24 protein-coding genes and 1 pseudogene are annotated in these 26,530 nt (G+C 74.2%); 3 read left to right on the top strand and 22 right to left on the bottom strand.

All coding sequences use genetic code 11. From position 1 onward, the window contains the following. Positions 1–1,603: pseudogene (locus G6556_RS04850) on the bottom strand (hypothetical protein); the annotation flags it as partial. A gap of 209 nt (positions 1,604–1,812) precedes the next feature. On the opposite strand from G6556_RS04850, the gene G6556_RS04845 reads away from it, so the two are divergent. Both G6556_RS04845 and G6556_RS04840 read left to right on the top strand, forming a co-directional pair. Beyond that, the gene (locus tag G6556_RS04845; protein WP_205693044.1) at positions 1,813–4,071 is read left to right on the top strand and encodes a hypothetical protein; all 2,259 of its coding nucleotides are present in this window, start codon (positions 1,813–1,815) and stop codon (positions 4,069–4,071) included. Between the two features lie 164 nt (positions 4,072–4,235). Next, positions 4,236–4,595 carry a hypothetical protein gene (locus G6556_RS04840; RefSeq protein ID WP_166939080.1) on the top strand — a complete coding sequence of 120 codons (360 nt, stop codon included), beginning with the start codon at positions 4,236–4,238 and terminating at the stop codon, positions 4,593–4,595. Between the two features lie 42 nt (positions 4,596–4,637). Here G6556_RS04840 and G6556_RS04835 read toward each other — a convergent pair whose 3' ends face one another. The 9 genes from G6556_RS04835 to G6556_RS04795 all read right to left on the bottom strand — a co-directional run bounded on the left by G6556_RS04835 (position 4,638) and on the right by G6556_RS04795 (position 14,981). Beyond that, positions 4,638–5,414: an alpha/beta hydrolase gene (locus G6556_RS04835; protein ID WP_166939073.1), complete on the bottom strand. Its 777-nt coding sequence runs from the start codon at positions 5,412–5,414 to the stop codon at positions 4,638–4,640. After that, positions 5,411–6,241: an alpha/beta hydrolase gene (locus tag G6556_RS04830; RefSeq protein WP_166939072.1), complete on the bottom strand. Its 831-nt coding sequence runs from the start codon at positions 6,239–6,241 to the stop codon at positions 5,411–5,413. The genes G6556_RS04835 and G6556_RS04830 overlap by 4 nt, the downstream gene beginning before the upstream one ends. 32 nt (positions 6,242–6,273) lie before the next feature. Next, the gene (locus tag G6556_RS04825) at positions 6,274–6,585 is read right to left on the bottom strand and encodes a hypothetical protein (protein ID WP_166939070.1); all 312 of its coding nucleotides are present in this window, start codon (positions 6,583–6,585) and stop codon (positions 6,274–6,276) included. 89 nt (positions 6,586–6,674) lie between these two features. Further along, a complete protein-coding gene (locus tag G6556_RS04820; RefSeq protein ID WP_166939068.1) occupies positions 6,675–8,129 on the bottom strand; it encodes a beta-glucosidase in 1,455 nt (484 codons plus the stop codon). 178 nt (positions 8,130–8,307) lie between these two features. Continuing rightward, positions 8,308–10,581 (bottom strand): alpha-xylosidase, encoded by a 2,274-nt coding sequence (gene yicI / locus G6556_RS04815; protein ID WP_166939066.1) that lies wholly within the window; start codon positions 10,579–10,581, stop codon positions 8,308–8,310. Positions 10,582–10,591: 10 nt separating this feature from the next. Further along, positions 10,592–11,509 carry a carbohydrate ABC transporter permease gene (locus G6556_RS04810; RefSeq protein WP_166939065.1) on the bottom strand — a complete coding sequence of 306 codons (918 nt, stop codon included), beginning with the start codon at positions 11,507–11,509 and terminating at the stop codon, positions 10,592–10,594. Then, complete coding sequence (locus G6556_RS04805) at positions 11,509–12,477, bottom strand: sugar ABC transporter permease (RefSeq protein WP_240933662.1); 969 nt, start codon at positions 12,475–12,477, stop codon at positions 11,509–11,511. The genes G6556_RS04810 and G6556_RS04805 overlap by 1 nt, the downstream gene beginning before the upstream one ends. Positions 12,478–12,545: 68 nt before the next feature. Next, positions 12,546–13,856 carry an extracellular solute-binding protein gene (locus G6556_RS04800; protein WP_166939063.1) on the bottom strand — a complete coding sequence of 437 codons (1,311 nt, stop codon included), beginning with the start codon at positions 13,854–13,856 and terminating at the stop codon, positions 12,546–12,548. Between the two features lie 75 nt (positions 13,857–13,931). Beyond that, positions 13,932–14,981 carry a LacI family DNA-binding transcriptional regulator gene (locus tag G6556_RS04795; protein WP_166939061.1) on the bottom strand — a complete coding sequence of 350 codons (1,050 nt, stop codon included), beginning with the start codon at positions 14,979–14,981 and terminating at the stop codon, positions 13,932–13,934. Positions 14,982–15,377: 396 nt separating this feature from the next. Here G6556_RS04795 and G6556_RS04790 point away from each other — a divergent pair, with 396 nt between their 5' ends. Next, entirely contained in the window at positions 15,378–16,397 is a 1,020-nt protein-coding gene (locus G6556_RS04790) for a LacI family DNA-binding transcriptional regulator (RefSeq protein ID WP_166939059.1), read from the top strand. Here G6556_RS04790 and G6556_RS04785 read toward each other — a convergent pair. The 12 genes from G6556_RS04785 to G6556_RS04730 form a co-directional block, all read right to left on the bottom strand. Next, entirely contained in the window at positions 16,387–17,661 is a 1,275-nt protein-coding gene (locus G6556_RS04785) for an amidohydrolase family protein (RefSeq protein ID WP_166939057.1), read from the bottom strand. The genes G6556_RS04790 and G6556_RS04785 overlap by 11 nt on opposite strands. Positions 17,662–17,707: 46 nt before the next feature. After that, complete coding sequence (gene nucS / locus G6556_RS04780; RefSeq protein ID WP_166939056.1) at positions 17,708–18,403, bottom strand: endonuclease NucS; 696 nt, start codon at positions 18,401–18,403, stop codon at positions 17,708–17,710. Between the two features lie 19 nt (positions 18,404–18,422). Further along, the gene (locus G6556_RS04775) at positions 18,423–18,845 is read right to left on the bottom strand and encodes a DUF2550 domain-containing protein (RefSeq protein WP_166939054.1); all 423 of its coding nucleotides are present in this window, start codon (positions 18,843–18,845) and stop codon (positions 18,423–18,425) included. A 16-nt stretch (positions 18,846–18,861) separates the two neighbouring features. Beyond that, complete coding sequence (locus G6556_RS04770) at positions 18,862–19,143, bottom strand: F0F1 ATP synthase subunit epsilon (RefSeq protein ID WP_166939052.1); 282 nt, start codon at positions 19,141–19,143, stop codon at positions 18,862–18,864. A 65-nt stretch (positions 19,144–19,208) separates the two neighbouring features. Next, entirely contained in the window at positions 19,209–20,693 is a 1,485-nt protein-coding gene (atpD, locus tag G6556_RS04765; RefSeq protein WP_166939050.1) for a F0F1 ATP synthase subunit beta, read from the bottom strand. A 65-nt stretch (positions 20,694–20,758) separates the two neighbouring features. Further along, positions 20,759–21,652: a F0F1 ATP synthase subunit gamma gene (locus G6556_RS04760; RefSeq protein ID WP_166939049.1), complete on the bottom strand. Its 894-nt coding sequence runs from the start codon at positions 21,650–21,652 to the stop codon at positions 20,759–20,761. Between the two features lie 3 nt (positions 21,653–21,655). Beyond that, positions 21,656–23,284, bottom strand: a complete 1,629-nt coding sequence (atpA, locus tag G6556_RS04755) for a F0F1 ATP synthase subunit alpha (RefSeq protein WP_166939047.1) — start codon at positions 23,282–23,284, stop codon at positions 21,656–21,658. A gap of 84 nt (positions 23,285–23,368) precedes the next feature. Continuing rightward, positions 23,369–24,181: a F0F1 ATP synthase subunit delta gene (locus G6556_RS04750; protein WP_166939045.1), complete on the bottom strand. Its 813-nt coding sequence runs from the start codon at positions 24,179–24,181 to the stop codon at positions 23,369–23,371. Further along, positions 24,181–24,756 (bottom strand): F0F1 ATP synthase subunit B, encoded by a 576-nt coding sequence (locus G6556_RS04745; protein WP_166939043.1) that lies wholly within the window; start codon positions 24,754–24,756, stop codon positions 24,181–24,183. Before G6556_RS04745 ends, G6556_RS04750 begins: the two co-directional genes overlap by 1 nt. A 17-nt stretch (positions 24,757–24,773) precedes the next feature. Further along, positions 24,774–25,028: an ATP synthase F0 subunit C gene (gene atpE, locus G6556_RS04740; RefSeq protein WP_276509384.1), complete on the bottom strand. Its 255-nt coding sequence runs from the start codon at positions 25,026–25,028 to the stop codon at positions 24,774–24,776. Positions 25,029–25,131: 103 nt separating this feature from the next. Continuing rightward, the gene (gene atpB, locus G6556_RS04735) at positions 25,132–25,923 is read right to left on the bottom strand and encodes a F0F1 ATP synthase subunit A (RefSeq protein WP_166939077.1); all 792 of its coding nucleotides are present in this window, start codon (positions 25,921–25,923) and stop codon (positions 25,132–25,134) included. A 119-nt stretch (positions 25,924–26,042) separates the two neighbouring features. After that, the coding region (locus G6556_RS04730) for a hypothetical protein (RefSeq protein WP_205693043.1) at positions 26,043–26,530 on the bottom strand (488 nt) is incomplete at its 5' end.

Raw genomic sequence — 26,530 nt, 5'->3', positions numbered from 1 at the left:
CCGGGGCGGAGCCGGGCACGGGCGCCCACGAGGACGCGGCCGGGGGCGTCGGACCGGCACCGCTCGGCGACGAGGCCGGGCCGGCCGGCGCGTCCTGGGGGGTCCCGGTGCCGGGCTCGGGGTGCGCGGCGCGGCCGCGCCGCCACGGCAGCCGGTCGGCGAGCGTGCGGCCCTCCCGGCCGGAGCCGGTGCGGCCGGCCTGGGCCTCCCCGGTCGCGTCCGCGTCGGGCTCGGGCTGCGCGGGGCGGGCTCCGGACGGCGCGGTCGGGGCCGCGGGCGTCACGGGCAGGGTCGTGGTGGCGTCCGCACGGGCGCCGCTGCCGGTCCCGGCGGCGGCAGCCGGGGCACCGGCGGGGGTCGCGGGCGCGGCCGGGGTCGCGGCGGTCGCCTCGGCACCTCGCGCCGGGGCGCCGTCGACCGGACGGGTCGCCCCGCCGGCCGTACGGGGTGCGTCGGTCCCGGGCGTCGCGGCGGACGTCCCGCCCGTCGCCGTCGTCGCGCCGGTCGGCGTCGCGGAGGTCACCGGGGGCGTCGCGCCGGTCGCCGGGGACGTCGCGCCGGTCACCGTCGGCGCGGGACCGGTCACCGCGGGCGTCGGCCCGGTCACCACCGGCGTCGCGCCGGTCACCACCGGCGTCGCGCCGGTCACCGCCGGCGTCACGCCGGTCACGACCGGCAGGGACCCGGTGGGCGTGCGTCCGCCCCGCTTGCGGGCCGCCGCCGCTGCGGCCTCGGCCTCCCGGAGCTGCCGACGGGTCGGCGGGACCCCCGGGGTCACGGTGCCCACCGGGATCGCACCCGTGGGGGTGCCGGCCCCGGCGGAGGCACCGGCCGCGTGCGTCGCGCCGGCGCCCGGCAGCGGCACGGTGGCCAGCGTCCCGGTGCTGACGTCGGTCCAGCCCGCGTCGGGGCCCTCGCGGCGCTGGCGCAGGATGCGCACCAGCAGGATCGCGGCGACCGCCAGCAGCAGCACGCCGAGCGCGACGCCGGGCCACAGCCACGGCGTGGTCACGGTCTGCGGCCACGACAGGTCGAGCACCGGCGCGCTGTCCCCCAGGCTCACGGCGAGCAGCGACCAGCGGCCCTCCTGGGCCGGCCACTCGAGCGTCGCGGAGCCGTCGCCGGTCACCTCGACGACCCACATGTCGTTCCCGGTCGGGTCCGCGGCCTGCACGGCGGTCGCGTCGGCCGCCCCGCTCGCCGACGGCGACGGCGACGCCCCAGCGGCGTCCGCGGTCGCCGAGGCGGACGGGTCGGCCGTCGGCTGCGCGGCGTCCTGGCCGGCCGTGGTGGCGAGCGTGTGCCAGTCGGACAGGCCGGTGACGCGCTCGTAGGCGTCGGTGCCGACCCAGGCGGTGACGTCGGTGTCCCGGCCGACGGCGAGCACCACGGGCGAGCCGTCGGCACGCACGGTGACGGTCACGGGGTCGCCGGCCAGCTCGAGCACGCCGGGGTCGGTCACGAGGGTCCGGGTGTCACCCCCGGGCGCGGCCGTGGCGACGAGCGGGTCGTCCGCCCGCCAGACCGTGGCGGAGGCGACGCCGAGCCCGATGGCCGCGACCCCGAGCACCCCGAGGACGGCGGCGATCAGTCGTTGGAGCACGCATCTTCCTCTCGAACGGGACGCCCCAGGATAGGCGGACCACCTCGGGGTCCGGGCAAATCGGGCCCGGTCCGGCCCCGCGCGACGGGTGTCCCGCGCCGTGGCGCTGCCGATACCCTGGACGGCGGACGCGGGCCGACCGACGCCCCGAGCCTCCCGCCCGGAGGCCGTCCCCACAAGCGCTCGCGCGCGCTCGCAGGAGGAACTTCGTGGCAGACGACCGTACGCCCTTCCCGGTGGTCAACTTCCGTGGCTACGACCGCGGACCCGTCGACACCCGGATGCAGGAGCTCGAGCGCGCGCTGCAGGACGCCCGCAGCCAGGTCGCCTCGATGGACGAGCGCGTGCTGCAGATCTCGGGCGAGCTGTCCGAGGCGCACCGCCAGCTCCGCGAGGCCGAGCGCCCGACCTACTCCGGCCTGGGCTCGCGGATCGAGATGCTGCTCCGCTCGGCGGAGGAGCAGTCGTCCGACGTCGTGCAGCAGGCGAACGCGCAGGCGTCCGACGCCCTGGCCCGGGCGCGGCTCGCGGCCGGGCAGCTGCGCGCTCGCGCGGAGAACGAGGTCGCCGAGATGCTCGCGACCGCGCGTCGCGAGGCCACCGAGGAGCGGTCGACGGCGCACACCGAGGCCGAGAGCGCGCTGACCGGCGCGCAGCGCCGCGCGGAGGAGCTGGTCGGGTCGGCGGAGCGCGAGGCCGCCCGGATCCAGACCGCCATCCAGACGGAGGAGAGCGAGCGCCGGGCGACGCTGGAGCGCGAGCTCGGCACGCTGCGGGCGACGGTCGAGCGCGAGACGACCGAGCTCCGGATCAGCACCGAGCAGGCCGCCGAGGAGCTGCGCAGCCGCACGGAGTCGGAGACGACCGCGATGCGCGCCGAGGCCGAGCGGTACGACCAGGACCTGCGCCAGGCGGCCGACGCCGAGACGACGGCGCTGCGCCAGCGGGTGACCGCGGAGCTCGCCGAGCTGCGCACCGAGGCGGAGCGCTGGGCCGCGATGCAGCGGTCGGTCGCCGCGACCGAGATCGCCGAGGCCCGGCAGGCCGCGGCCGAGGAGTCCCGCACCCTGCGCGCCGACGCCGCCGCGCACGCCGACTCGCTGCGGTCCGCCGCGGAGCGCGCCGCCGCCGAGGCGCAGCAGCGGGCCACCGCGGAGACCACCGCCCTGCGTGCCGAGGCCGAGCAGTACTCCGGCTTCGTGCGGGCGACCGCCGACCGCGAGACCGCGGAGCTGCGCGCGGCCGTCGCCGACGAGATCGCCGCGACCCGCCAGGAGGCCGAGCAGGCGCTCGCCGCGCACCGCGCGGAGTCCGAGCAGTACGCGAGCGAGCTCCGCGCCGCCGCCGAGCGCGAGACCACCGAGCTGCGCGAGCGCACGGAGCACGAGGCCGCCACGCTGCGGGCGCTGACCGAGCGCGAGACCACCGAGCTCCGCGAGCGGACCGAGCGGGACGCGGCCGAGCTGCGCGAGCGCACGGAGCGCGAGGTCGCCGAGCTGCGCGAGGCCACCCGCCTGGACGTCGAGCGCCAGCTCACCGAGGCGAACCGGGCCGCCGACGAGGTCCGGTCGACCGCCCGCGCCGAGGCCGACGCGCTCACCGCGCAGGCCCGCCAGCAGCTCGCCGACGCCGAGCTGCAGATCGCCGCGCAGCGCGAGGCCGCGGAGCGCGCGGACGCCGAGCGGCACGCCACCGCCCGGGCCGAGACGGAGAAGCTGGTCTCGGACGCCGAGGCGCACGCCGCGGACGCCGAGCAGCGCGTCGCCAAGGCGCTCGAGCAGGCGGAGAAGATCCGCGTCGACTCGCAGAACCACTCCAAGGAGCTGCTCTCGAACGCCCGGGCGAACGCCGACCGCGTCGTCGCGGAGGCCCGCGAGCACGCCGAGAAGACGCTGTCCGAGGCGATGGCCGAGTCCGAGCGCGAGCGCACCACGGCGCAGCGCCAGGTCGAGGACCTCAACCGGCAGCGCGAGTCGATCACGTCCTACCTGGACGAGCTGCGCAACCTGCTCGGGCACGACCCGGTCCCGAGCCGGCAGACGCTGGAGAGGGCCGACGCCGCGCAGGCGCAGTTCGACGCGAAGCAGACGGCCCGCCCGGCCGCGCGCCCCGCGCGGGGCAAGGGCCGGCCCGCCCCGGTGTCGGCCGCGACGCCGGCGGTGCCGGCGCCCGCCGAGGCGAAGGACGACGCGAAGGCCACCGGGGCGACGCCCGCGGGCGGTGCCGCGCCCACGACGGGCGGGACGCCGGGTGCCGCGGAGCCCGCCGGGGCGACGTCCGGCGGCACCGCCGGTGACGCCGCGCCCAGCGGCACGCCCGCGGACGCCGCGACCGACGCGGGTGCGCCGGCCGCCCAGGACGCCGAGCGCCCCGCCGCCGACCAGGCCGCGGCCGCCGCGGCGCAGCAGCCCGCCGACGGCGTCGAGACCGCCGGGGACGAGGCCGCGGCCGCGCCGGCCGAGAAGTGACCGAGCGCGACGCGCCGTCGGGCCCGGCCGGGTCCGACGGCGCGGCCGGGCACGGGGAGCCTGCGGCCGGGGCGGGCGCACCGGCCGACGCCGGCGCCGCGCCCGACCGCGCAGCCGACTGGCGCTCCCGCCGCCGCGAGGCCGCCGACGCGCACGAGGCCGCCCTGCGCGCCCGCCGCCAGGCCGAGTCGGCCCGCGCCCGCGAGCTCATCGCGCGGTTCGTGGCGGACGCCCGCACCCGCGGGGTGGCGCCCGAGCCGCTGCACGCCCAGGGCTACGGCGGTCGCGGTCGCTACCGCACGCCGCTGGAGGGCTGGTACCTGCGCCGGGACCGCACCGTCGCGGTCGGCACCGACGGCGGCTTCTACGTCCTCACCGTGCCGCCGTCGCTCGCGGCGCGGCTGCGTGGGGTGCGCCCCGAGCCGCAGGACCCGCCGCTGGTGATCGGGGCGGGCGGCAAGGACGGGGAGTCGCTGGACCTGCCGGTCGCGCTGGCCCGCGCGCTCGGGGACGACGGGGCCTGACGGCCCGGGCGTCCGACGTCTCGGGCCGCGGCCGTCCGGGCCTCAGCCTCGGGCCCGCTCCAGGAGGTCGCCCAGCGCCGACGCGACCGCGCCCGGCGACTCGACGGCGGTGAGGTGCCCCGCGCCCGGGACGACCACGGCCTCGACGCCCAGCGCGTCCGCCATGCCCCGCGCCTCGGTCACCGGGGTCGGCTGGTCCTCCGCGCCGACGAGCACGAGCGCCGGACCCCGGTAGCCCGCGAGCACGGCGGTGCGGTCCGGCCGCGCGGCCATCGCCCGCTGGGACCACGCGACGCCGGCCGGCGGCTGCGCGCCGATCAGCGCCTCGAGCCGGGCGACGAGCTCGGGCCGCTCGCGCGCGGCCTCCCCGATCAGGGCGGTCGCCATCGGCAGCACCTCGTCCACGGTGCCGGCCGACTCGACCGCGGCGGCGATCCGCAGCCGGTTCGCGCGCGCCTCGTCGGTGTCGGCGACCGCCTTGGTGTCGAGCAGCCCCAGCCCGGCGACGAGCCCCGGGTGCCGCTCGGTCAGCGCGAGCGCGACGTACCCGCCCATCGACAGGCCCGCGACGACCGCGCGGGCGTGCCCGGCCTCGGCGAGCACGGCGGCCACCGCGTCGGCGGCCGCCTCGAGCGACGGCTCCGGGAGCGCCACGCCCTGCGCAGCGCCGAGCCCGGGCAGGTCGACCGCGAGCACCGGTCCGTCGACCAGCGCGGCGACGTCGGCCCACATCCGGGAGTCGAGCGGGAAGGCGTGCAGCAGGACCAGCGGGAGCCCGGTGCCCGGGCGCAGCGCGCGCAGCGAGACGGTGGCGGTCATGCGTCCTCCTGGTCGGACCCGGCGAAGGCCTCGCCGTCGGGCGACTGCGGCACGGCGGGCGCCTCGGCCTGCTCGCTCGGACCGGCCCAGGTGGTCGGCAGCGGCAGCGGCAGGCCCGGGCGCACGTGCCGGACGATCTCGTCCAGCACCCGCCGCACGTACGGCTCCCCCACCCACAGGTGCTTCGCGCCGTCGACCGCGACGACCTCGGCCTGGCGCACGCGGGCGAACCGCTCGCGGGCCTCGGCGGGGCGCAGGTAGTCGTCATGCTCCGGGACCAGGACCACCAGCGGCTTGCCGTCGGCGTCCCAGGCGTCGAGGTCGGCGTCGGTCGCGCGGTGCAGCGGCGGGGACAGCAGGATCGCGCCCTCGACGGCGGGGTCCAGGCCGTGCATCAGCGCGAGCTCGGTGCCGAACGACCAGCCGACGAGCCACGGGTGCGGCAGGTCGCGGAACTCGGCGAGCTCGATCGCGGCGTGCACGTCGAACTTCTCGGCCACGCCGCCGTCGAACGCGCCCTCGCTGGTGCCGCGCGGGCTGGACGTGCCGCGGGTGTTGAACCGCAGGACCGCCACGTCGGCGAGGGCGGGCAGCCGCCAGGCGGCCTTGCGCAGCACGTGCGAGTCCATGTAGCCGCCGTGCGTGGGCAGCGGGTGCAGCGTGACCAGCGTCGCCGCCGGGGTGCGCGGGGTGCCGTCGGGCTCGACCGGGAGCGCGAGCTCGCCGACGAGCGTGAGCCCGTCGGCCGTGTGCAGCTCGACCTCCTCGCGGTGCGCGGGCAGGACGGTCAGCGAGCGGATGGGCGTGGGGGCGGCTGCGGTGGTCATCGCGATCGAGCGTAGTCCGGGACGCGCGCCGGTCAGCGCCGGGTGGGCCCGCGCCGGTGCCGCGCGGACCAGCACGCGGGGTGCCAGTGCCGCCGGTCCGCGAGCGCGGAGTCGGCCCCGAACAGCCCGTCGGACCGCCAGGCGACGACGTGCGGCGTGCCCGGCGCGATCTCCTGGTCGCACCCGGGGCAGCGGAACGTGCGGTCGGACCCGCCGACGCGCTGCACGGTCCACGCGCCGTCGGCCGCCTCCTCGGTGGTGCGGCCGCCGCGCACCCGGTCGAGGTCGAGCGGGACGTGCTCGGCGGCGTAGGGGCGCTTGCCGGAGCGGCGGGAGGACGGCACGTGCCGATTGTCCCCCGGCGCGCCGGGGGGCGGCCACCGTGCGGCGGCCGCCCCCCGGGCGTGCGTGCGGTCCCCTGCGGGGTCCGGCGTCAGGACAGCCCGGCCGCCGACTCCGCCGGTGCGATGGTGCGGGTCGCCACCAGGTCGCGGTACCAGAGCGCCGAGTCCTTGGGCGTCCGCTCCAGGGTGTCGTAGTCGACGCGCACGATGCCGAACCGGCGGTCGTACCCGTAGGCCCACTCGAAGTTGTCCATCAGCGACCACACGAAGTAGCCGCGCACGTCGGCGCCGGCGTCCATCGCGGCGCCCACGGCGTCGATGTGGTCGTGCAGGTACTCGACGCGGTCGAGGTCGTGCACCCGGCCGTCGGCGGACACCTCGTCGGCGAACGCGGCACCGTTCTCGGTGACCGCGAGCGGCACCGACGGGTAGCGCTCGTGCACCTCGAGCAGCAGGTCGACCAGGCCCTGGGGCTCGATGTTCCAGCCCATCGCGGTGTGCGGGCCGGGCTGCGGCAGCCACTCGACGTCGTCGCAGCCGACCCACGGGCTGACGACGGACGACTTGTGGCCGTCGACGCCGGGGCTGCCGTCGCCCACGACCGGCTCGCCGTGCAGGCGCTGCACGCGGCCCGTCGAGTAGTAGTTGATGCCGAGCAGGTCGATCGGCTGCCGGATGATCTCGAGGTCGCCGTCCTGCACGAACGACCAGTCGGACACGGCGGCCGTCTGCGCGAACACGTTCTCCGGGTACCGGCCCTCGAGCAGCGGCTGCAGGAACACCTCGTTCGCGACGGTGTCCACCTGACGCTTGGCCTCGACGTCCTCGGGGGCGTCGGACGCGGCCCGGGTCACGTGCAGGTTGAGCGTGATCGAGACCTGGGCGGCGTCGCCGAGCACCTCGCGGATCGCGCGGGCCGCGAGGCCGTGCGCGAGGTTGAGGTGGTGCACGGCGGCCAGCGAGGCGGCGGGCTCGGTGCGGCCCGGGGCGTGCACGCCGGAGGCGTAGCCCAGGTACGCGGAGCACCACGGCTCGTTGAGCGTGGTCCACACGGTGACCTTGTCGCCCAGCACCTCGGCGAGCTTGCGGGCGTAGTCGGCGAACCGGTACGCGGTCTCGCGGTTCGCCCAGCCGCCCTCGTCCTCCAGGGCCTGCGGCAGGTCCCAGTGGTACAGCGTGACGACAGGCTTGATGCCGGCCGCGATCAGCCGGTCGACGAGGTCGGTGTAGAAGGCGATGCCCTCGGCGTTCCACTCCCCCGACCCGGTCGGCTGCACGCGCGGCCAGGCGATCGACAGCCGGTACGCCTGCAGGCCGAGCGACTGCATGAGCGCGACGTCCTCGGGGACCCGGTGGTAGTGGTCGGCGGCGACGGCGCCGGTGTCGCCGTTCAGCACGGCACCCGGGCGCGCGGAGAACGTGTCCCAGATGGACGGCCCGCGGCCGCCCTCGGTCGCGGCGCCCTCGATCTGGTAGGACGCGGTGGCGGACCCCCACAGGAAGTCGGCGGGGAACGTGCGCCCGGAGGGGCGAGAGGTGGTCATGGAGGTTCCTCGGTTCGGTCGAGCCGCGGGACGGCGATGTCGAATCGATACGATACACGACGGTGGGAGCGCTCCCGCCGCCCTGCGGTCCGCGCCGAGCGGGCAGTAGATGTCCCGTCCGGCCCCCGGGAGGCGACATCGACTGCCCACTCGGCGGGTGGGCTGGAGAAGGGGTGGGTCAGAGCGGGAGGGTGAGCTCCGCGCGGGGGCCCGTGGCCTCGACCGGGGTGCCCAGGGCCGCGGCCACCGACCAGGTCGACGGGACCGCGCCCGTGGCCTCGACCGTGACCGTCGACCCCGACCGGCGCGCGACGAACTCCACGTCGCCCGCCGTGCCGCGGACCGTGGTCCGGGCCTCGGCGCCGTCCGCCAGCCCGAACACCCGGAGCGTGACGCCGTCGGCGTGGTCGTAGTCCGGCCGGTCGGTGCGGGCGCCGACCGGCAGCAGCGTGCCGGGCCGGACGAGCACGGGCAGGGAGTCGAAGCCGTGCCGCTGCCGGTGCCACCGCGGGCCGGACACCGTCGAGCCGTCGAGCAGCGACGTCCACTCCCCCTCGGGCACGTAGACGTCCACGTCGCCCTCGGCGGTGAACACCGGCGCGACGAGCAGGGACGAGCCGAGCGCGTACTGGGTGTCGACCGTCGCGGCGCCCGGGTCGTCCGGGAACTCGAGGAACAGCGGCCGCATGACCGGCAGCCCGTCGGTGTGCGCCTCGCGGCCCACCGCGGACAGGTACGGCATGAGCGACAGCTTGAGCTCGGTGAACCGCTGGGTGACCTTGACCGACTCCTCGTCGAACGCCCACGGCACCCGGTACGACGACGAGCCGTGCAGCCGGGAGTGCGAGGACAGCAGGCCGAACGCGAGCCAGCGCTTGAACACCGCGGCGTCCGGGGTGCCCTCGAAGCCGCCGATGTCGTGCGACCAGTAGCCGAAGCCGGACGACGCGAGCGACAGCCCGCCGCGCAGGGACTCGGCCATGGACACGAACGTCGACTCGCAGTCGCCGCCCCAGTGCACGGGGAACTGCTGGCCGCCGGCGGTGGCCGACCGCGCGAACAGCACGGCCTCGCCCTCGCCCTTCACCTCTTCCAGCAGCTCGAAGACCGCCTTGTTGTAGAGGTGCGTGTAGTAGTTGTGCATCCGCTCGGGGTCGGAGCCGTCGTGCCAGACGACGTCCGTGGGGATCCGCTCGCCGAAGTCGGTCTTGAAGCAGTCGACGCCCATGTCGAGCAGCGCCCGCAGCTTGCCCTGGAACCACGCGGTGGCGTCGGGGTTGGTGAAGTCGACGAGGCCCATGCCGGCCTGCCACAGGTCCCACTGCCAGACCGAGCCGTCGGCGCGCTTGACCAGGTAGCCGAGCTCGGCGCCCTCGGCGAACAGGTGCGACCGCTGCGCGATGTACGGGTTGATCCACACGCACACCTGCAGGTCCCGCTCGTGCAGCCGGCGCAGCAGGCCCTCGGGGTCCGGGAACGTCGCCGGGTCCCAGACGAAGTCGCACCAGTGGAACCGGCGCATCCAGAAGCAGTCGAAGTGGAACACCGACAGCGGCAGGCCGCGCTCGGCCATCCCGTCGATGAACGACATGACGGTGGCCTCGTCGTAGTCCGTGGTGAACGAGGTCGACAGCCACAGGCCGTACGACCAGTCCGGCACGGCGGCCGGGCGCCCGGTGAGCGCGGTGTACCGGCGCAGCACGTCCTTGGGCTCGGGGCCCGCGATGACGTAGTACCGCAGCCGCTGCCCGGCGACGCTGAACTGGGTGCGGGAGACGACCTCGGAGCCGATCTCAAACGAGACGTGCCCGGGGTGGTCGACGAACACGCCGTAGCCCGCGTCGGTCAGGTAGAACGGCACGTTCTTGTAGGACTGCTCTGAGGAGGTGCCGCCGTCGGCGTTCCAGATGTCGACGGTCTGGCCGTTCTTCACGAACGGGGTGAACCGCTCGCCGAGGCCGTAGACGTGGTCGCCCACGCCCAGGCCGAGCTGCTCGCGGACGAACGGTCGGCCCTCCGCGTCGGTGATCACGCCGACGCCGCGCGAGGTGGCGCCGGTGACGACCCGGCCGTCGACCTCGACGTCGAGCGCCCACTCCCCCGTGGTGCTGACCCGGGCGGTGAGGTTGCCGGTCGTGAGCGAGGCCCGGGAATCGTCCTCCGTGGGCCCGGCGACCGTGACGTGCGGGGCCGCGTCGGCGAGTGCGAACGCCGGCCCGTGGTCGACGCCGCCCTGGTGGTGCTCGATGGTCACGCCGAGCACCCCCTCGGCGGGCGAGTCGAGGGTGATCGTGATGAGCGGGTGGTTCAGGGTGTCGCCGCGCGTGACGAGGCGGCCGGTGCCGGCGTAGGCGGTGAGCGACCGCTCGCCCAGCACGACGTCGTCGACCGCGCGCGGGCGCTGCACCGTGACGCCGGGGAGGGTCTGCCAGTAGCCGTCGGTGAACTTCATTCAGGTGCCCTTACTTGACCGCGCCCGCGGTGATCCCGCGGGTCAGCGTGCGCTGGAAGATGAGGAAGAAGACGATCGCCGGGATCATCGAGACGAGGGCGCCCGCGTTGGTCGTGGGGGCGTCCATCATGCGGTCGCCCTGCAGCGAGGCGAGGGCCACCGGGATCGTCTGGGTGGCGTTGGTCGTGAGCATGACCAGCGGGATGAAGAACTCGTTCCACGTCCAGATGAAGAAGAAGATCAGCAGGACGCTGAGCGTCGGCCGGACCACGGGGAACACGACGCCCCACAGCGTCCGCCACCGGCCCGCGCCGTCGAGGGACGCGGCCTCGAGCAGCGCCTTCGGGAACGTGCCGAGCACCGAGGACAGCAGGTACGTGCCGAACGCCGCCTGGATGACGGTGAAGATGATGATGACCGACCACTGGTTGTTCGACAGCCCCACCTCCTGCGCCATCTGGAACAGCGGGTAGACCAGCACCTCCTGCGGCAGCATGTTCGCGAGCAGGAACAGCGTGACGATCCACATCCGGCCCCGGACCCGGCCGACGCCGAGCGCGTACGAGCTGAACAGCGACAGCGTGACACCGAAGATCGCGACCGCGCCGGAGATCCAGACGGAGTTGACCAGCTTCTCGGGGAAGTTCACGCGGGTCCAGAAGTTGCGCAGGCCCTCGGTGTAGAACTCCACCGGCCAGGACAGCGGGCCGTTCTGGGAGTAGTCCGCCGGCGCCTTGAACGCGTTCAGCACCATGATGACGAACGGCACGAGCATGACCACGGCGACCAGCACGGCGGCGGCGAGCACGAACCAGCGCGCGGTGCCGCGGCGGTGCCGGCGGTCGGCGTCGGTGGCCTTCGCGCGCGGCGCGCGCGGGGGCCGGCCCGTGGCGACCGGGGTCGGCAGCGTCTCGATCGGGGCGGCCATCAGCGACCCTCCTCCTCACGGCGGGCGCTGCGGGCCTGCAGCACCATGATGACGACGGCGATCGCGATGATCAGGACCGTCAGGACGTTCGCGATCGCGGCCCCGTAGCCGACCTTCGACTTGTCGAAGAAGTTCAGGTACGAGTAGTAGGACGGCACGAGCGTCGAGGACTCCGGGCCGCCGCGGGTCAGCACGTAGATGGGGCCGAACACCTTGAGCGCGGCCACGGTGCAGGTGAGCGTGATGACGAACGTCTCGGGCTTGATCTGGGGGATCGTGATGGCGCGGAACCGGTGCCACCAGCCGGCGCCGTCGAGCTCGGCCGCCTCGTACAGCTCGGGGTCGACCCGCTGCAGCGCGGACATGAAGATGACGACCGGGTAGCCGATCTGGATCCAGATCAGCACGAGCATCACGGTCGGCAGCGCGGTGTCCGTCGAGCCCAGCCAGTTGGGCGGGTTTGCGACGCCGATCTCCCGCAGGACCACGTTCACCGCGCCGGTCTGGGAGTTGAGGATCCAGTTCCACAGCACGCCGGCGACGGCGACGGGCAGGATCTGCGGCAGGTAGTAGGTGGCGCGGAGCACGGAGGCCACGCGCGGGCCGAACCGCTTGCCGAGCACGTCGAACAGCGTGGTCGCGAGCAGCAGGCCGATCAGCGTCGGCACCACCACCATCGCGAGGATCATCGCGATCGAGTTCCGGAACGACGTCCAGAACTGCTCGTCCGCGAGCAGGTCGGTGTAGTTGCCGAGCCCGTACCAGCGCAGCGGGGCGTTGCCGCCCTTCCACTTGTGCAGGCTGTACCAGATGTTCATCCCGAACGGGATCAGGATGACGACGGTGAAGGCGATCAGTCCGGGCAGCAGGTAGGGCAGGTACCCGACCCAGTCGCGCGAACGGCGGCCGCGGCGGGTGCCGCGGGTGCGCGGCTCCGACGGGGGCGCAGCGCGGTCGACGGTGGTCAATGCGGCTCCTCGAGAGGTGGGGCGCCCGGGCCGGCGACGCGCGCCGGCCCGGGCGGGGGTGCGGGTGCTCAGCCCTCGAGCAGGTCCGTCTTGCCGTCCTGGTAGGCGGTGGACAGGCCGTCCAGCACCTGCGACGGGGTCTTCGACTGGTTGACCAGCGACTGGAGCTCGCTCACGATCACGTCGTAGTAACCGGGAACCGGCCAGTCGGGGTAGAACGCCAGGCCGTCCTCGTCGAGGATCGACTCGAAGTTCTCGGTCATCTCCTTGGTCTTGGCGTCGGTGATCGACGAGGAGTCGCCGGCGACCGGCAGGCCGCCCTTCTGGCCGAGGATCTCCTGCACCTCGGGGCGCAGCGTGATGTCGATGAAGTCGTACGCCAGGTCCTTGTTGGCGGCGTTCTCCGGGACGACCCACAGGTTGCCGGACGAGCCCGGGTGCATCGTGTTGTCCGGGAACAGCGCCTGGGTCCAGGTGAACGGGATCTCCTCGACCAGGCGGCCGAACCACCAGGAGCCGGAGACCATGATCGGGTAGGTGCCGTTGATGAACGACACGCCCATGTCCTCGGCGGTCAGCGCGGCGGAGTCGGAGGCGATGTAGCCGGCCTTGATCCACTCGTCGAGCTTCTCGGTCGCCTGCGTGAACGCCTCGTTCCGGAAGTCGACGTCGTCCGCGAACAGCTGGTAGTCGTCGATCAGGTCGCGGTCGCCGTAGTGCAGCACGAGCTCGTACCAGAGCTGGCCGAGCGGGTACTCCGCGCCGGCCTCGGCGAGCGGGGTGATGCCGGCCGCCTTGAACGTGGCGAGCGCGGCCTCGAACTCGTCGAACGTCGTCGGCTGCGCGATGCCCTGCGCGTCCAGCATGTCCTGGTTGTAGTAGACGCCGACGAACTCGCCGTAGTTCGGCACCCCGTACCAGTCGCCGGAGCCCATCAGGCCCTGCTCGTCGTACATCGCGGTGGTCTGGATCGAGTCGGGCAGGGTGTCCGCCCAGCCGCGGGAGTCGGCCTCCTCGGTCAGCGGCGTGATCAGCCCCTGCGAGGCGAGCTGGCCCGCGGTCGCGTTGCCCTTGTTGTACTCCATGACGTCCGGCACGTCGTCGCCGGTCAGGAAGATCTTGGCGTTCTTCTGGATCTGCTCGAACGTCTGGTTCTCGACGGTCACCGTGACGTCCGGGTGCTCGTCCTCGAAGATCTCGATGGCCTTGGCCCACGCCTGGCCCATCGCCGAGTCGTCGTTCTCGTAGTGCCAGACGGTCAGCGTGTCGCCGTCCGAGCCACCGCCCCCGCCGCTGCTGTCTCCGCCGCACGCCGCCAGGGCGAGCGGCAGGGCGAGCGCCAGGGCGCCGGCCACGTACCGCTTCCGCGCAGATGCCATCACACGTCCTCCTCGTCGAGTTCCTGCTGTGCTGGTCGGGGTCCGGCGGTCGCCGGCGCCCCGTCGTCGTTCGGTCTAGGGGGTCCCGGCCCCGGCGAGCGCGGCCGCCTCGGCGGGGCGCGGCGCCGGGCCGGTGCTGCCGAGGTCCACGAGCCGGCACGGCTCCAGGACGGGCGCCGGCACCTCGCCGGTGCCGAGCAGGGCGAGCAGGGCGTCGACGCCCGCCCGCCCGAGCTGCGCGCCGGGGGCGTGCAGCGTCGTGAGCGGCGGCACCGTCTGCCCGGCGACCGCCGGGGACGACACCACCGCGAGCACGGACAGCTCCTCCGGCACCGCCACGCGGCGGGCCGCGATCTCGGCGGCCACGCCGAAGGTCGCGTCCTCGTTCATGGTGATGACCGCCGTGGGCGCCGGCTCGGCGTCGAGCAGCGCGGCCAGGGCCGTCCGGCCGCCCGCCACCGACTCCTCGGCGTACACCTGCACCGGGTCGAGCCCGCGGGCGAGCATCTCGGCGGTGTACGCCGCGGCGGCGCGCACGGTCGGGCCGTGGCCCTCGGCGAGCCGGTGCTCGGCGTGGTTCACGAACGCGATCCGCCGGTGGCCCAGCCCCGCGAGGTGCGCGACCGCGTCGGCGAGCGTGGCGGCGAAGTCGACGTCCACGGTCGGCACGTCGGGGTCCGCGTCCTCGGCGGTCCGCCCGATGAGCGTCACCGGGACGCCGGCACCGCGCAGCGCCGCGACCCGGGCGTCCCAGGCGTGCACCTCCATGACCAGCACGCCGTCGGCCAGGCCGCGGCGGGCGACGTCGAGCACCCCGTCGGCGTCCTCGGCCGCGAACGGCCAGAGCACCAGCTGGTACCCGCGCTCCTGGGCGACGGCGGCCGCGCTGAGCACGAACTCGGCGGACGTCCGACTGAGGCCGGAGTCGGCGACCGGGTAGGTCAGCGCGAGCACCCGGCTGCGGCGGGTCGCCAGGCCGCGGGCCAGGGCGTTGGGCCGGTAGCCCAGCTCGTCCATCACGGACTCGACCCGGGCCCGGGTCGCGGCGGAGACGGGGCGGGCGCCGGTGAGCGTGGCCGACACGGTGGACAGCGCGACGCCGGCCCGGCGTGCCACGTCCTGCATCGTCACCATCGTGCAGCCCTCTCCCTCGACGGCCCTGTCTCGGCGACACCTCGTCCGTGAGGTGTCGAAGCGCTTCGCGCGGTCGTCACTGTAGGCCCGGTTCTGGGTAGGCGTCCAGCCCCTGAGGTCTCGAAACGGTCACGACGTTGATCGAATCGCTTCGATGGTAACGGCTGCCCGCGCGCGCACGTCAACGGCCTGGATCACGCGGGCGCGCCGGAGCAGATCGACACGACGGATCAGTCACGGGTCGCGGTTTGTCGAATCGCTTGCACAGTGCGAAGCGCTTCGTTCGCGCCGCCCGACCGACGCCGCGCCCAGCCGCACGGGCGCCGGTCGCCACGAGGCTCCGCCGACCTGCGTCGAGCGCCCCCGCACCCCCACTACCCTGGGCGGATGGCGACCATCGGGGACGTGGCCCGCGCGGCGGGGGTGTCCGTCTCGACCGTCAGCTACGTGCTGAGCGGCAAGCGCACGATCTCCGGGCCCACCCGCGACCGGGTGCAGCGGGCGATCGCCGACCTCGGGTACCGCCCGCACGCCGGGGCGCGGGCCCTCGCGTCCAGCCGCAGCAACGTGATCGCCCTGATGGTGCCGTTCCGGCCGGGGATCAACGTGCAGATCATCATGCAGTTCGTCGGGGGCGTCGTGACCACCGCGCGCGAGCACGACCACGACGTCCTGGTGCTCACCCAGGACGATGCGCAGGGCATCGACCGGGTCGCCGCGAGCTCGACCGCCGACGCCCTCATCGTCATGGACATCGAGTCCGACGACGCCCGGCTGCCCGCGCTGCGCGCCCTCGCGCTGCCCAGCATCCTCATCGGCGTCCCGGACGACACCACCGGGCTGAGCTGCGTCGACCTCGACTTCGCCGGGGCGGGGCGGCTCGCGGTCCGGGAGCTCGCCCGGCACGGGCACCAGCGGCTCGTGCTGGTCGGCGCGTCCCAGGACCGCCTCGACCACCGGGCGAACTACGCCGTCCGGATGCGGCAGGGGGTGCTCGAGCAGGCGGCCGCGACCGGTGTGGCCGCGGACGTCGTGCCGGCGGAGCCCACCTTCTCCGGCGGTGCCGCCGCGCTCGACGCCGTGCTGGCCGAGCACCCGGGCACCACCGGGCTCGTCGTGCACAACGAGGCGGCCCTCGGCGGCCTGCTCGCGCGCGCCGCCGAGCGCGGTCTACAGGTGCCGGACGACCTGTCGGTCGTCGCGGTCAGCCCCGCCGAGATGGCCGCCGGGCTGCCGGTGCCGGTGTCGCTCATCGAGGTGCCCGGCGAGCGGATCGGCCGGATCGCCGTCGAGATGGTGATGGCCCGGCTGTCCGGGGAGGAGCTCGCCGAGACCCGGCTGGTCTCCCCCGCGTTCACCGACCACGGCAGCGTCGCCGCGCCGGCGCCGGATCCCGTCAGGCCGTGACCAGCCGTCCCGCGCGGTAGACCGCCACCGGCGCCAGGTCCTCGTCCGTCACGACCACGTCGGCCCGCCGCCCGACCGCCAGCGCGCCCAGGTCGGGTCGGCCCAGGACCTCCGCCGGGGTCGTCGCCGCAGCGCGCACCGCCGCCACCAGCCCGATCCCCGCGCCGACGACGGTCCGCACGACGTCGAGCAGGTGCGCCGTACCGCCCGCGATCGCCCCCGCCGAGCCGTCGTCCGCCAGGATCCGGGCGACGCCGTCGCCCACCCGCACGGCCATCGGGCCGAGCCGGTAGTCGCCGTCCGCCATGCCGGCCGCGGCCATCGCGTCCGTCACCAGCGCGATCGACCCCGGGCCGACCAGGTCGAACACCGCGCGCACCGTGCCGTCCGCGAGGTGCGTGCCGTCCGCGACGAGCTCGACGACCAGGTCCCCGCGCGCGGCCGCCGCGAGGCACGCGGCGATCGGGCCCGGGTCCCGGTGGTGCAGCGGGCGCATGCCGTTGAACAGGTGGGTCGCCGTGGGCCGGGGCGACCGGCCCGGCGCGCCGAGGCGTCCGGTCAGCAGGGCGCGCGCACGGTGCACCGCGGCGTCCACCTGCTCGGACGCGGCGTCCGTGTGCCCGACCGACGGCACCGCGCCCCCGCGGACCAGCGCCGCCAGCACGTCCGCGCCCGCGCCCGCCCCGGCGGCACCGGACCCGTCGGCGACACCCGGGACCTCCGGCGCGACCGTCATCGTCACGAGGTGCCCGCGCGCGGCCGCCACGAGGTCCGCGACGAGCTCCGGGTCGCCGGGGAGCATGTCGGCCGGGTTCTGCGCACCGCAGCGGTCGGCCGACAGGAACGGGCCCTCGGCGTGGATGCCGACCAGGTCGCCCGACTCCACCAGGTCCGCCAGCAGCGCCGCGCGGGCCAGCAGCACGTCGCGCGGCGCGGTCACCAGCGAGGCGACCAGGCTCGTCGTGCCGTGCCGCAGGTGCTCGCGCACGGCGACCAGCGCCTCGTCGCGCGTCGTCGCGTCCGGGAAGCTCGACCCGCCGCCGCCGTGGTCGTGCAGGTCCACCAGGCCGGGCAGCAGGGTGGTCCCGGGAGCCGGGTCCGGCGGCAGGTCCGGCGCCCAGCGCCCGGGGACCTGGGCGGCGGGGCCGAGCCAGGCAATGCGGCCCTCGGCGAGCACGACGGCGCCGTCGGGCACGACCTCCGAGGGGGTCACCACCTCCCCGCGCAGGACGACGGCGGCGGGAGCGGTGTCGGCGGTGGTCACGGGCCCATCATGGCGCACGGCCCGGGCCGCGCGGGGCACCCGCGGGTCAGAACAGGCGCGAGTCCACGTCGTCGACGCCGCGCATCGCGTCGTAGTCGAGCACCAGGCAGGCGATGCCCCGGTCCGTGGCGAGCACGCGCGCCTGCGGCTTGATCTCCTGCGCCGCGAAGACGCCCCGCACCGGCGCCAGCAGCGGGTCGCGGTTCAGCAGCTCCAGGTACCGGGTCAGCTGCTCGACGCCGTCGATGTCGCCGCGGCGCTTGATCTCGATGGCCACGGTCGCGCCGGCGGCGTCCTTCGCGAGGATGTCGACCGGGCCGATGGCGGTCGGGTACTCCCGGCGCACCAGCGTGTGCCCGGCGCCGAGCACGTCGATCTGCGCGGCCATCAGCTCCTGGAGGTGCGCCTCGACGCCGTCCTTGACGAGCCCGGGGTCGACGCCCAGGTCGTGGTCCGAGTCGTGCAGGACCTCGTGCACCTCGATGACGAGGCGGTCGTCGCTCTTGGTGTGCTGGACGGTCCACACCTGGGAGACGCCGCGCTCGAGGGCCTCGCCCGCCGCGTCCTCGGTGCGCAGGGTGCACGGCGGGCTCATCCAGTTCAGCGGCTTGTACGAGCCGCCGTCGGAGTGCAGCAGCACCGAGCCGTCGGCCTTGACCACCACGAGCCGGGTCGCCAGGGGCAGGTGGGCGTTGAGCCGGCCGCTGTACCGGGCCGAGCAGCGCGCGACGAGCAGGCGCATCGAGAGGGTCCTTAGGGGGTCAGATCACGTGGTGCGGCACCGGCGGTGCGGCCTCCAGCCAGGACGTCAGCCCGGCGTACGCCTCGGGCGTCATGAGGAGCTCGACCTCCTCGGTGCCGGCCGCACCCGGCACCCGGCAGCGCACCAGGTACGGGCCGCCGACGACCGACGCGTCGACCGCGGTGCGCTCCAGCACCTCCATGCCGGCGCGCGGCCAGACCTGGCCGGGGCGCGGGGCGAGCGAGCGCAGCCGCCACCAGTACAGGTGCCGCGCGCCGTAGTGCGCGATGCCGCGGGACCAGCGGGTGCCGACCCGCAGCGAGCAGCGGAACGACCCCACCCGCCGGGTGAGGCTGCTCCACCGCGACAGCCCGAGGCCGACGACCACGAGCGCGGCCACGACGAGCAGCAGCGCGAGGAACGCGATCTGGTGCCCGGTCACGGCCTACCCGCCGGCGTCAGCGGCCGGACGTGCCGGAGGCCACCGCCTCGGCCGCGTCGACGACGACGGTCACCTGGTCGCCGTCGACGGAGAGGAAGCCCCCCTCGACCGACCACCGGTGCACGGTCCCGCCGGCCTCGATCACCCGGACCTCTCCGCGCCGGAGCACGGAGAGGACCGGGGTGTGCCCGGCCAGGATGCCGATCTCGCCGTCCGAGGCGGGCGCGCTCACCTGACGCGCGTCGCCGGACCAGATGGTGCCGTCGGTGTCGACGAGGTCGACCTCGAGCTGGGCCATGGGACGAGAACCTCCTGGAAGGGGGTGGATCGGGGTCGTGCGGGGTGGAGCGACGGACGTCTGCGTCAGACGCCGTACTCCTTCTGGATGCGGGCCCAGTTGCGCTCGAGGTCCTCGAGGCCGCCGATGTTGAAGAAGGCCTGCTCGGCGATGTGGTCGAACTCGCCGTCGGCGATCTTCGCGAACGCCTCGACGGTCTCGGACACCGGGACCGTGGAGCCCACGACGCCGGTGAACTTCTCCGCCATGTAGGTGTTCTGGGAGAGGAACTGCTGGATGCGGCGCGCCCGCGCCACGACCGTCTTGTCCTCCTCCGACAGCTCGTCGACGCCGAGGATCGCGATGATGTCCTGGAGCTCCTTGTTGCGCTGCAGGATCGACTTCACGCGGGTGGCGACGTCGTAGTGCTCCTGGCCCACGTAGCGCGGGTCGAGGATGCGGGACGTCGACGCCAGCGGGTCCACCGCGGGGTACAGACCGCGGGACGCGATCTCGCGGGAGAGCTCCGTCGTCGCGTCGAGGTGCGCGAACGTCGTGGCCGGGGCCGGGTCGGTGTAGTCGTCCGCCGGCACGTAGATCGCCTGCAGCGAGGTGATCGAGTGGCCGCGGGTCGAGGTGATGCGCTCCTGGAGCAGACCCATCTCGTCGGCCAGGTTCGGCTGGTAGCCGACCGCGGACGGCATGCGGCCGAGCAGGGTCGACACCTCGGAGCCGGCCTGGGTAAACCGGAAGATGTTGTCGATGAACAGCAGCACGTCCTGCTTCGCGACGTCGCGGAAGTACTCCGCCATCGTCAGGGCCGACAGGGCGACGCGCAGACGCGTGCCCGGCGGCTCGTCCATCTGGCCGAAGACGAGGGCGGTCTTGTCGAAGACCCCCGCCTCCTCCATCTCGACGATGAGGTCGTTGCCCTCACGGGTGCGCTCGCCGACGCCGGCGAACACCGACACGCCGCCGTGGTCCTGCGCGACGCGCTGGATCATCTCCTGGATGAGGACGGTCTTGCCGACGCCCGCACCGCCGAACAGGCCGATCTTGCCGCCCTGGACGTACGGGGTCAGCAGGTCGATGACCTTGATGCCGGTCTCGAACATCTGGGTCTTCGACTCGAGCTGGTCGAACGCCGGGGCCTTGCGGTGGATCGGCCAGCGCTCGGTGATCTCGAGCTTCTCGCCCTCGCCGAGGTTGAGCACCTCACCGGTCACGTTGAACACGTGGCCCTTGGTGACGTCGCCGACGGGCACCGAGATCGGCGCGCCGGTGTCGGTGACCTGGGCGCCGCGCACGAGGCCGTCGGTCGGCTTCAGCGCGATGGCCCGCACCAGCGAGTCGCCGAGGTGCTGCGCGACCTCGAGCGTCATCGTGAACCCGCCGGACTCCTCGCCCTCGCCCTGCGAGGACAGGTCGATGTGGACGGTCAGAGCGTTGTAGATGTCGGGGATCTGGTCCGCGGGGAACTCGATGTCCACGACGGGCCCGATCACACGGGCGACGCGGCCCACGCCGGGCGTGGCCGTGGTGTCCTTCGCGTCGACGGTGGTCGCGGTCATGTCTGCCTGCCTTCGGTCGTCCGCCGGTGTCCGGCGGGCTGGTTCGGGTCGTGCGGTCGGGCGGTTCAGGAGGCGAGCGCGTCGGCGCCCGACACGATCTCGCTGATCTCCTGGGTGATCTCGGCCTGGCGGGCCTGGTTCGCCAGCCGCGTGTACGTGCGGATGAGGTCCTCGGCGTTCTCCGTCGCGGTGTGCATCGCGCGCTGCCGCGCCGCGAGCTCGGACGCCGCCGCCTGCAGCAGGCAGGCGAAGATCCGGGTGCGCACGTACCGCGGGAGCAGCGCGTCCAGCACCTCGGCCGCGTCGGGCTCGAAGTCGTACAGCGGGAGCGCCTCGTGCTCGCCGGCGGGGGCGACGCCCTCGACGACCTCGAGCGGGAGCATCCGGATGACCTGCGGTCGCTGGCTCACCATGTTGACGAACTGCGTCGACACGATGTGCAGCTCCGCCACACCGCCGTCGGCCGGGTCGGCGTCGAAGGCCTCGAGCAGGGTGCTCGCGATCTCCTCGGCCAGCTCGGACGTCGGGGCGTCGGACTGCCCGGTCCACACCGCCGCGAGCTCGCGCCCGCGGAACCGGTAGTAGGACTCGGCGCGGCGGCCGCTGATGTAGAGCGCGACCTCCTTGCCCTCGCCCTCGAGCCGCTCGATCAGCCGCTCGGTCTCGCGGATGACGGACGCCGAGTAGGCGCCCGCCATGCCGCGGTCCGAGGCGATGAGCAGCACCGCGACGCGGGTGGTGTCGTCGCGCTCCGCCAGCAGCGGGTGCGAGACGTCCGAGTGCGTCGCGACCGCGGAGACGGCCCGGGTGATGGCGCGGGCGTACGGCGACGCCGACGCCATCCGGTCGCGGGCCCGCCCGATGCGGGACGCCGCGATCAGCTCCTGGGCGCGGAACATCTTCTTCAGCGACTGGGTCGACCTGATCCGCTGACGGTAGATCCGCTGCTGTCCGGCCATGCGTCAGGCCTTCTTCTGCCGGACGATCTGCTCCTGCTCGACCGGGGTGGCGTCCTCGGGCTGCTCGGCGCCGACCAGCGGCGTGCCGTCGCCCTTGAGGAAGCCGTGGCGGAACTCGTCGACGGCGGCGGAGAGCTTCTCCTCCAGGTCGTCGCCGAGCTTGCCCGTCTCCGCGATCGTGCTGAGCACGTCCGTGTTGCGGCGCAGGTGGTCCAGCAGCTCGGTCTCGAACCGGCGGACGTCCTCGACCGGCACGTCGTCCAGCTTGCCCTTGGTGCCGGCCCAGATCGACGCCACCTGCTCCTCGACCGGGAACGGCGAGTACTGGGGCTGCTTCAGCAGCTCCATCAGGCGGGCGCCACGGGTCAGCTGCGCGCGGGACGCGGCGTCCAGGTCGGACGCGAACATCGCGAACGCCTCGAGCGACCGGTACTGCGCCAGGTCGAGCTTCAGCGTGCCCGAGACCTGCTTCATCGCCTTGACCTGCGCGGCACCACCGACACGGGACACCGAGATGCCCACGTCCACGGCGGGGCGCTGGTCCGCGTTGAACAGGTCGGACTGCAGGAAGATCTGGCCGTCCGTGATGGAGATGACGTTGGTCGGGATGTACGCCGAGACGTCGTTGGCCTTGGTCTCGATGAACGGCAGACCGGTCATCGAGCCGCCACCGAGCTCGTCGGACAGCTTCGCGCAACGCTCCAGCAGGCGGGAGTGCAGGTAGAACACGTCGCCCGGGTACGCCTCGCGGCCCGGCGGGCGGCGCAGGAGCAGGGACACGGCGCGGTACGCCTCGGCCTGCTTCGACAGGTCGTCGAACACGATGAGCACGTGCTTGCCGCCGTACATCCAGTGCTGGCCGATGGCCGAGCCGGTGTAGGGCGCCAGGTACTTGAAGCCGGCCGGGTCGGACGCCGGGGCCGCGACGATCGTCGTGTACTCCAGGGCGCCGGCCTCCTCGAGCGCGCCGCGCACGGCCGCGATCGTGGAGCCCTTCTGGCCGATGGCGACGTAGATGCAGCGGACCTGCTGCTCCGGGTCGCCGGTCTCCCAGTTGGCCTTCTGGTTGAGGATCGTGTCGATCGCGATGGCCGTCTTGCCGGTCTGGCGGTCGCCGATGACGAGCTGCCGCTGGCCGCGGCCGATCGGGATCATCGAGTCGATCGCCTTGATGCCGGTCTGCAGCGGCTCGTGCACCGACTTGCGGGCCATGACGCCCGGGGCCTGGAGCTCGAGCGCGCGGCGGCCCTCGGAGACGATCTCGCCCAGGCCGTCGATCGGCTGACCCAGCGGGTCGACCACGCGGCCGAGGAAGGCGTCGCCGACCGGGACGGACAGGACCTCGCCGGTGCGGCGGACCTCCTGACCCTCCTCGATGCCGGTGAACTCGCCGAGGACGATGACGCCGATCTCGCGGACGTCGAGGTTGAGCGCGAGGCCCAGCGTGCCGTCCTCGAAGCGGAGCAGCTCGTTGGCCATCGCGCCCGGCAGGCCCTCGACCCGGGCGATCCCGTCGCCGGCCAGGGTGACCCGCCCGACCTCCTCGGCGGCGGCGCCGGTGGGCTCGTACGTCGTGACGAAGCTTTCCAGCGCGGCGCGGATGTCCTCCGGCCGGATCTGCAGCTCGCTCATGGCATCTCTCCTGTCGTGCAGCACGCCCGCGGCGTGCGGTACCACGTGGGTGGGCTGGTCTGTGGCGGCGGGCCGTCGGGCCCGTCAGCTGGCAAGTCGTCGGCGTGCGTCCGCCAGCCGTGCGAGCACGGTCGCGTCGATCACCTCGGGGCCGACCTGCACGCGCAGGCCGCCCAGGACGTGCGGGTCCACCAGGACCTGCACCTGGATCTCGCGCCCGTAGGCGCGGCCGAGGATGTCCGCGAGCCGGTCCCGCTGGGCGGGGCCCAGGTCGGCCGCGGTGGTGACCGTGGCGACCGTGCGGCTCCGGCGCTCGGCGACCAGGTCCCCGAGGAGCCCGAGGGTCGCCACGTACCGGCGGCCCCGCGGCGCCACGGCGGCCCGGCGCGCGAGCACCCGGGTGGCCGTCGCGCCGGTGCCGGCGGTCAGCCGGTCGACGAGCTCGCCGCGCACCTGGGCGTGCAGCGTGTCGTCGTACAGCCGGCGGCGCACCTCGCGCTGCCCGGCGAGCGCCCGGCCGAGCCGGAACAGCTCGGACTGGACCTGCTCGATCGTGCCGTCCGCCTCGGCCGAGGCGAGCACGGCCGAGAAGGCCAGGTGCTCGGCGGCGTCGGCGAGGTCGCCCTCCTCGGACCACCGCGCGCGCACCAGCCCCTGCGCGGCCTCGACCACGCGGGGGTCGGCACCGGTCAGCAGCCGGGTCGCGAGCGCGGCCTTGGCCTCGCCCGCGGCCGACGGGTCGGTGAGGGTGCGCCGCAGCGAGCCGGACGAGTCCAGCGCGTCGACCAGCGCGAACAGCTGCTCGCCGAGCAGCAGCCCCTCGGCGCCGGCCGCCCGCAGGACCGGCTCGAACCGGCCCTCCGCGGCGACCAGCGACGCCCGGCTCGTCCCTCGCATCAGTTCCCCTTACCCGCGGTGGCGGTGGTCTGCGCGTCCAGGTCGTCCAGGAACCGCTCGACGACGCGCGACCGGCGCGCCTCGTCCTCCAGCGACTCGCCGACGATCTTCGACGCGAGCTCGGTGGCCAGGGAGCCGACGTCCGCACGGAGCGACACGGCGGCCTGCTGGCGCTCGGCCTCGATCTGGCGCTGGGCCGTCTCGGCGATCCGGGCCGCCTCGGCCGAGGCCTTCTCGCGCGCCTCGGCGACGATCTGGCCGGCCTCGGAGCGCGCGTCCTCGCGGATGCGCGCCGCCTCGGCGCGGGCGTCCTGGAGCTGCTGCTCGTACTCCGCCTTGGCGGCGGCAGCCTCCTCCTGGGCGTGCGCGGCCTTGGCGAGACCGCCCTCGATCTTCTCCGTGCGCTCGTCGAGCACCGCCTGGAACTTCGGCAGCACGAGCTTGTAGAAGACGACGCCGATCACGATCAGCACGACCGACGACCACAGGATGTCGTAGCCGGCGGGGATGAGCAGGCGCCAGCCCTCGACCTCTTCGGTCTCGGCCGCGAAGAGGATGCCCGCAGTCCCCGGCATGGGAAGCGCGGCTGCGATCACGAGAAGAGGAAGCCGGTGATCAGGCCGAGGAGGCCGAGCACCTCGACGAAGCCGATACCGATGAACATGGTGGTCCGGAGCTGGCCGGCGACCTCGGGCTGGCGCGCCATGCCCTCGACGGTCTTGCCGATCAGGATGCCGAGGCCGATGCCCGGGCCGAGAACCGCGAGGCCGTAGCCGACGGTCGCGATGTTGCCCGAGATGGCGTTCTCGGCCGCAAGGATGACGCTGGGGTCCGCGAGAAGAGACACGCTGTGCTCGTTCCTTCCGTTTGGCCGCCGGCCGGTCGACCGGCGGTCGTGTGGTGACGAGGGCCCGTCGCGGCCCTCGTGGGGTGGTGCTGGTCAGATCAGGTCAGTGCTCGTCCTCGACCGACTGGCTGAGGTAGACGGCCGTCAGGACGACGAAGATGTAGGCCTGCAGCGCGGCGACGAACACCTCGAACAGGGTGATCGCGAAGCCGCCCGCGAGGGTCAGCGCGCCGAACGGCTTGAGGCCGCCGCTCGCCTCGAACAGCAGGAACTGGGTGGCCGAGAAGCAGAGCACCAGCATGAGGTGCCCCGCGACCATGTTGGCCATGAGCCGGATCGCCAGCGTGACGGGCCGCAGGACGAACACCTGCAGGAACTCCACCGGCGTCAGCAGCACGTACAGCGGCCACGGCACGCCCGGGGGGAACAGGCTGCTCTTGAGGAAGCCGCCCACGCCGTGCGCCCTGACGCCCGCGCCGATGTACATCACGTAGACCCAGAGGGCCAGCATGACCGGCAGGCCGATCAGCGAGGTGCCCGCGATGTTGAGGAACGGGATGACGCCCGTGATGTTGAACGCGAAGATCGCGAAGAAGATCGTGGTCAGGAGGGCGACGTACTTCGGCGCCTTCTCCTTGCCGAGGATGTCCTGGGCGACGTTGACCCGGACGAAGTCGAGCAGCATCTCGGCCATGTTCTGGCCGCGGCGCGGGACCAGCCGGGCCCGGCGGGCGGCGATGACCATGATGGTCAGCAGCACGGCGACCGCGACGAAGCGCACGAACTGGATGCGGTTGATCTCGAAGATCGTGCCCTCGAACCAGATGGCGGGAGGGAAGAACTCGGCGATCGACGGCTTGTGGAACCCGGACTCGCCTTCGGCAGCGAGCGGCAGGATCGTCGCAAGGCTGGACAGAGCAGTCTCCTGTAGGTCGAAGGCTCGCGGCGTCGGGTGCCTCGAGGTGCGGGTCACCGCGCCGGGACCCGGCCGTCGTGGGTGGTTCGGCTGGAAGCCTAGCCTACGGAACGCCCAGACCCGTCCGGCTCGTCCCCATTCGGGACCTTCGACCCAGCACCGGTGGGTGACACGTACGGCACCCTGCCCCGCGACACCGCCCGGTAGTCCAGCAGCGCCGACCCGATGACGGCCACCGCGACCACCACGGCGAGCACGTACCGGTCGTAGAAGTCCATGCCGCGCAGCACCGCGAGCACCACGATCACGACCACCAGCTTGCCCAGCCAGGTCCCCATGATCACGGCCATCATCCGGCCCGGTGCGGCGGTGTCGGTCTTCAGCATCGACAGCGTCGTGGTCCCGGAGAACACCAGGGCGATGGCCGCGCCGATCAGCGCGCCCCACACCCCGGGCAGGCCGGCGACGAGCCAGCCGACCAGCACCCCGACCACGGTCACGCCGGCGACGAGCCAGATCATGTCGCGCAGGGCGCGGCGGAACACGGCGGCCACCTCGGGGCTGTCCCCCGGGCGGGGGGTCGGCT

The organism is Cellulomonas sp. IC4_254, assembly GCF_011603975.1.
Taxonomy (GTDB): domain Bacteria; phylum Actinomycetota; class Actinomycetes; order Actinomycetales; family Cellulomonadaceae; genus Cellulomonas.
This window is presented reverse-complemented; position numbering and strand designations above follow the sequence as displayed.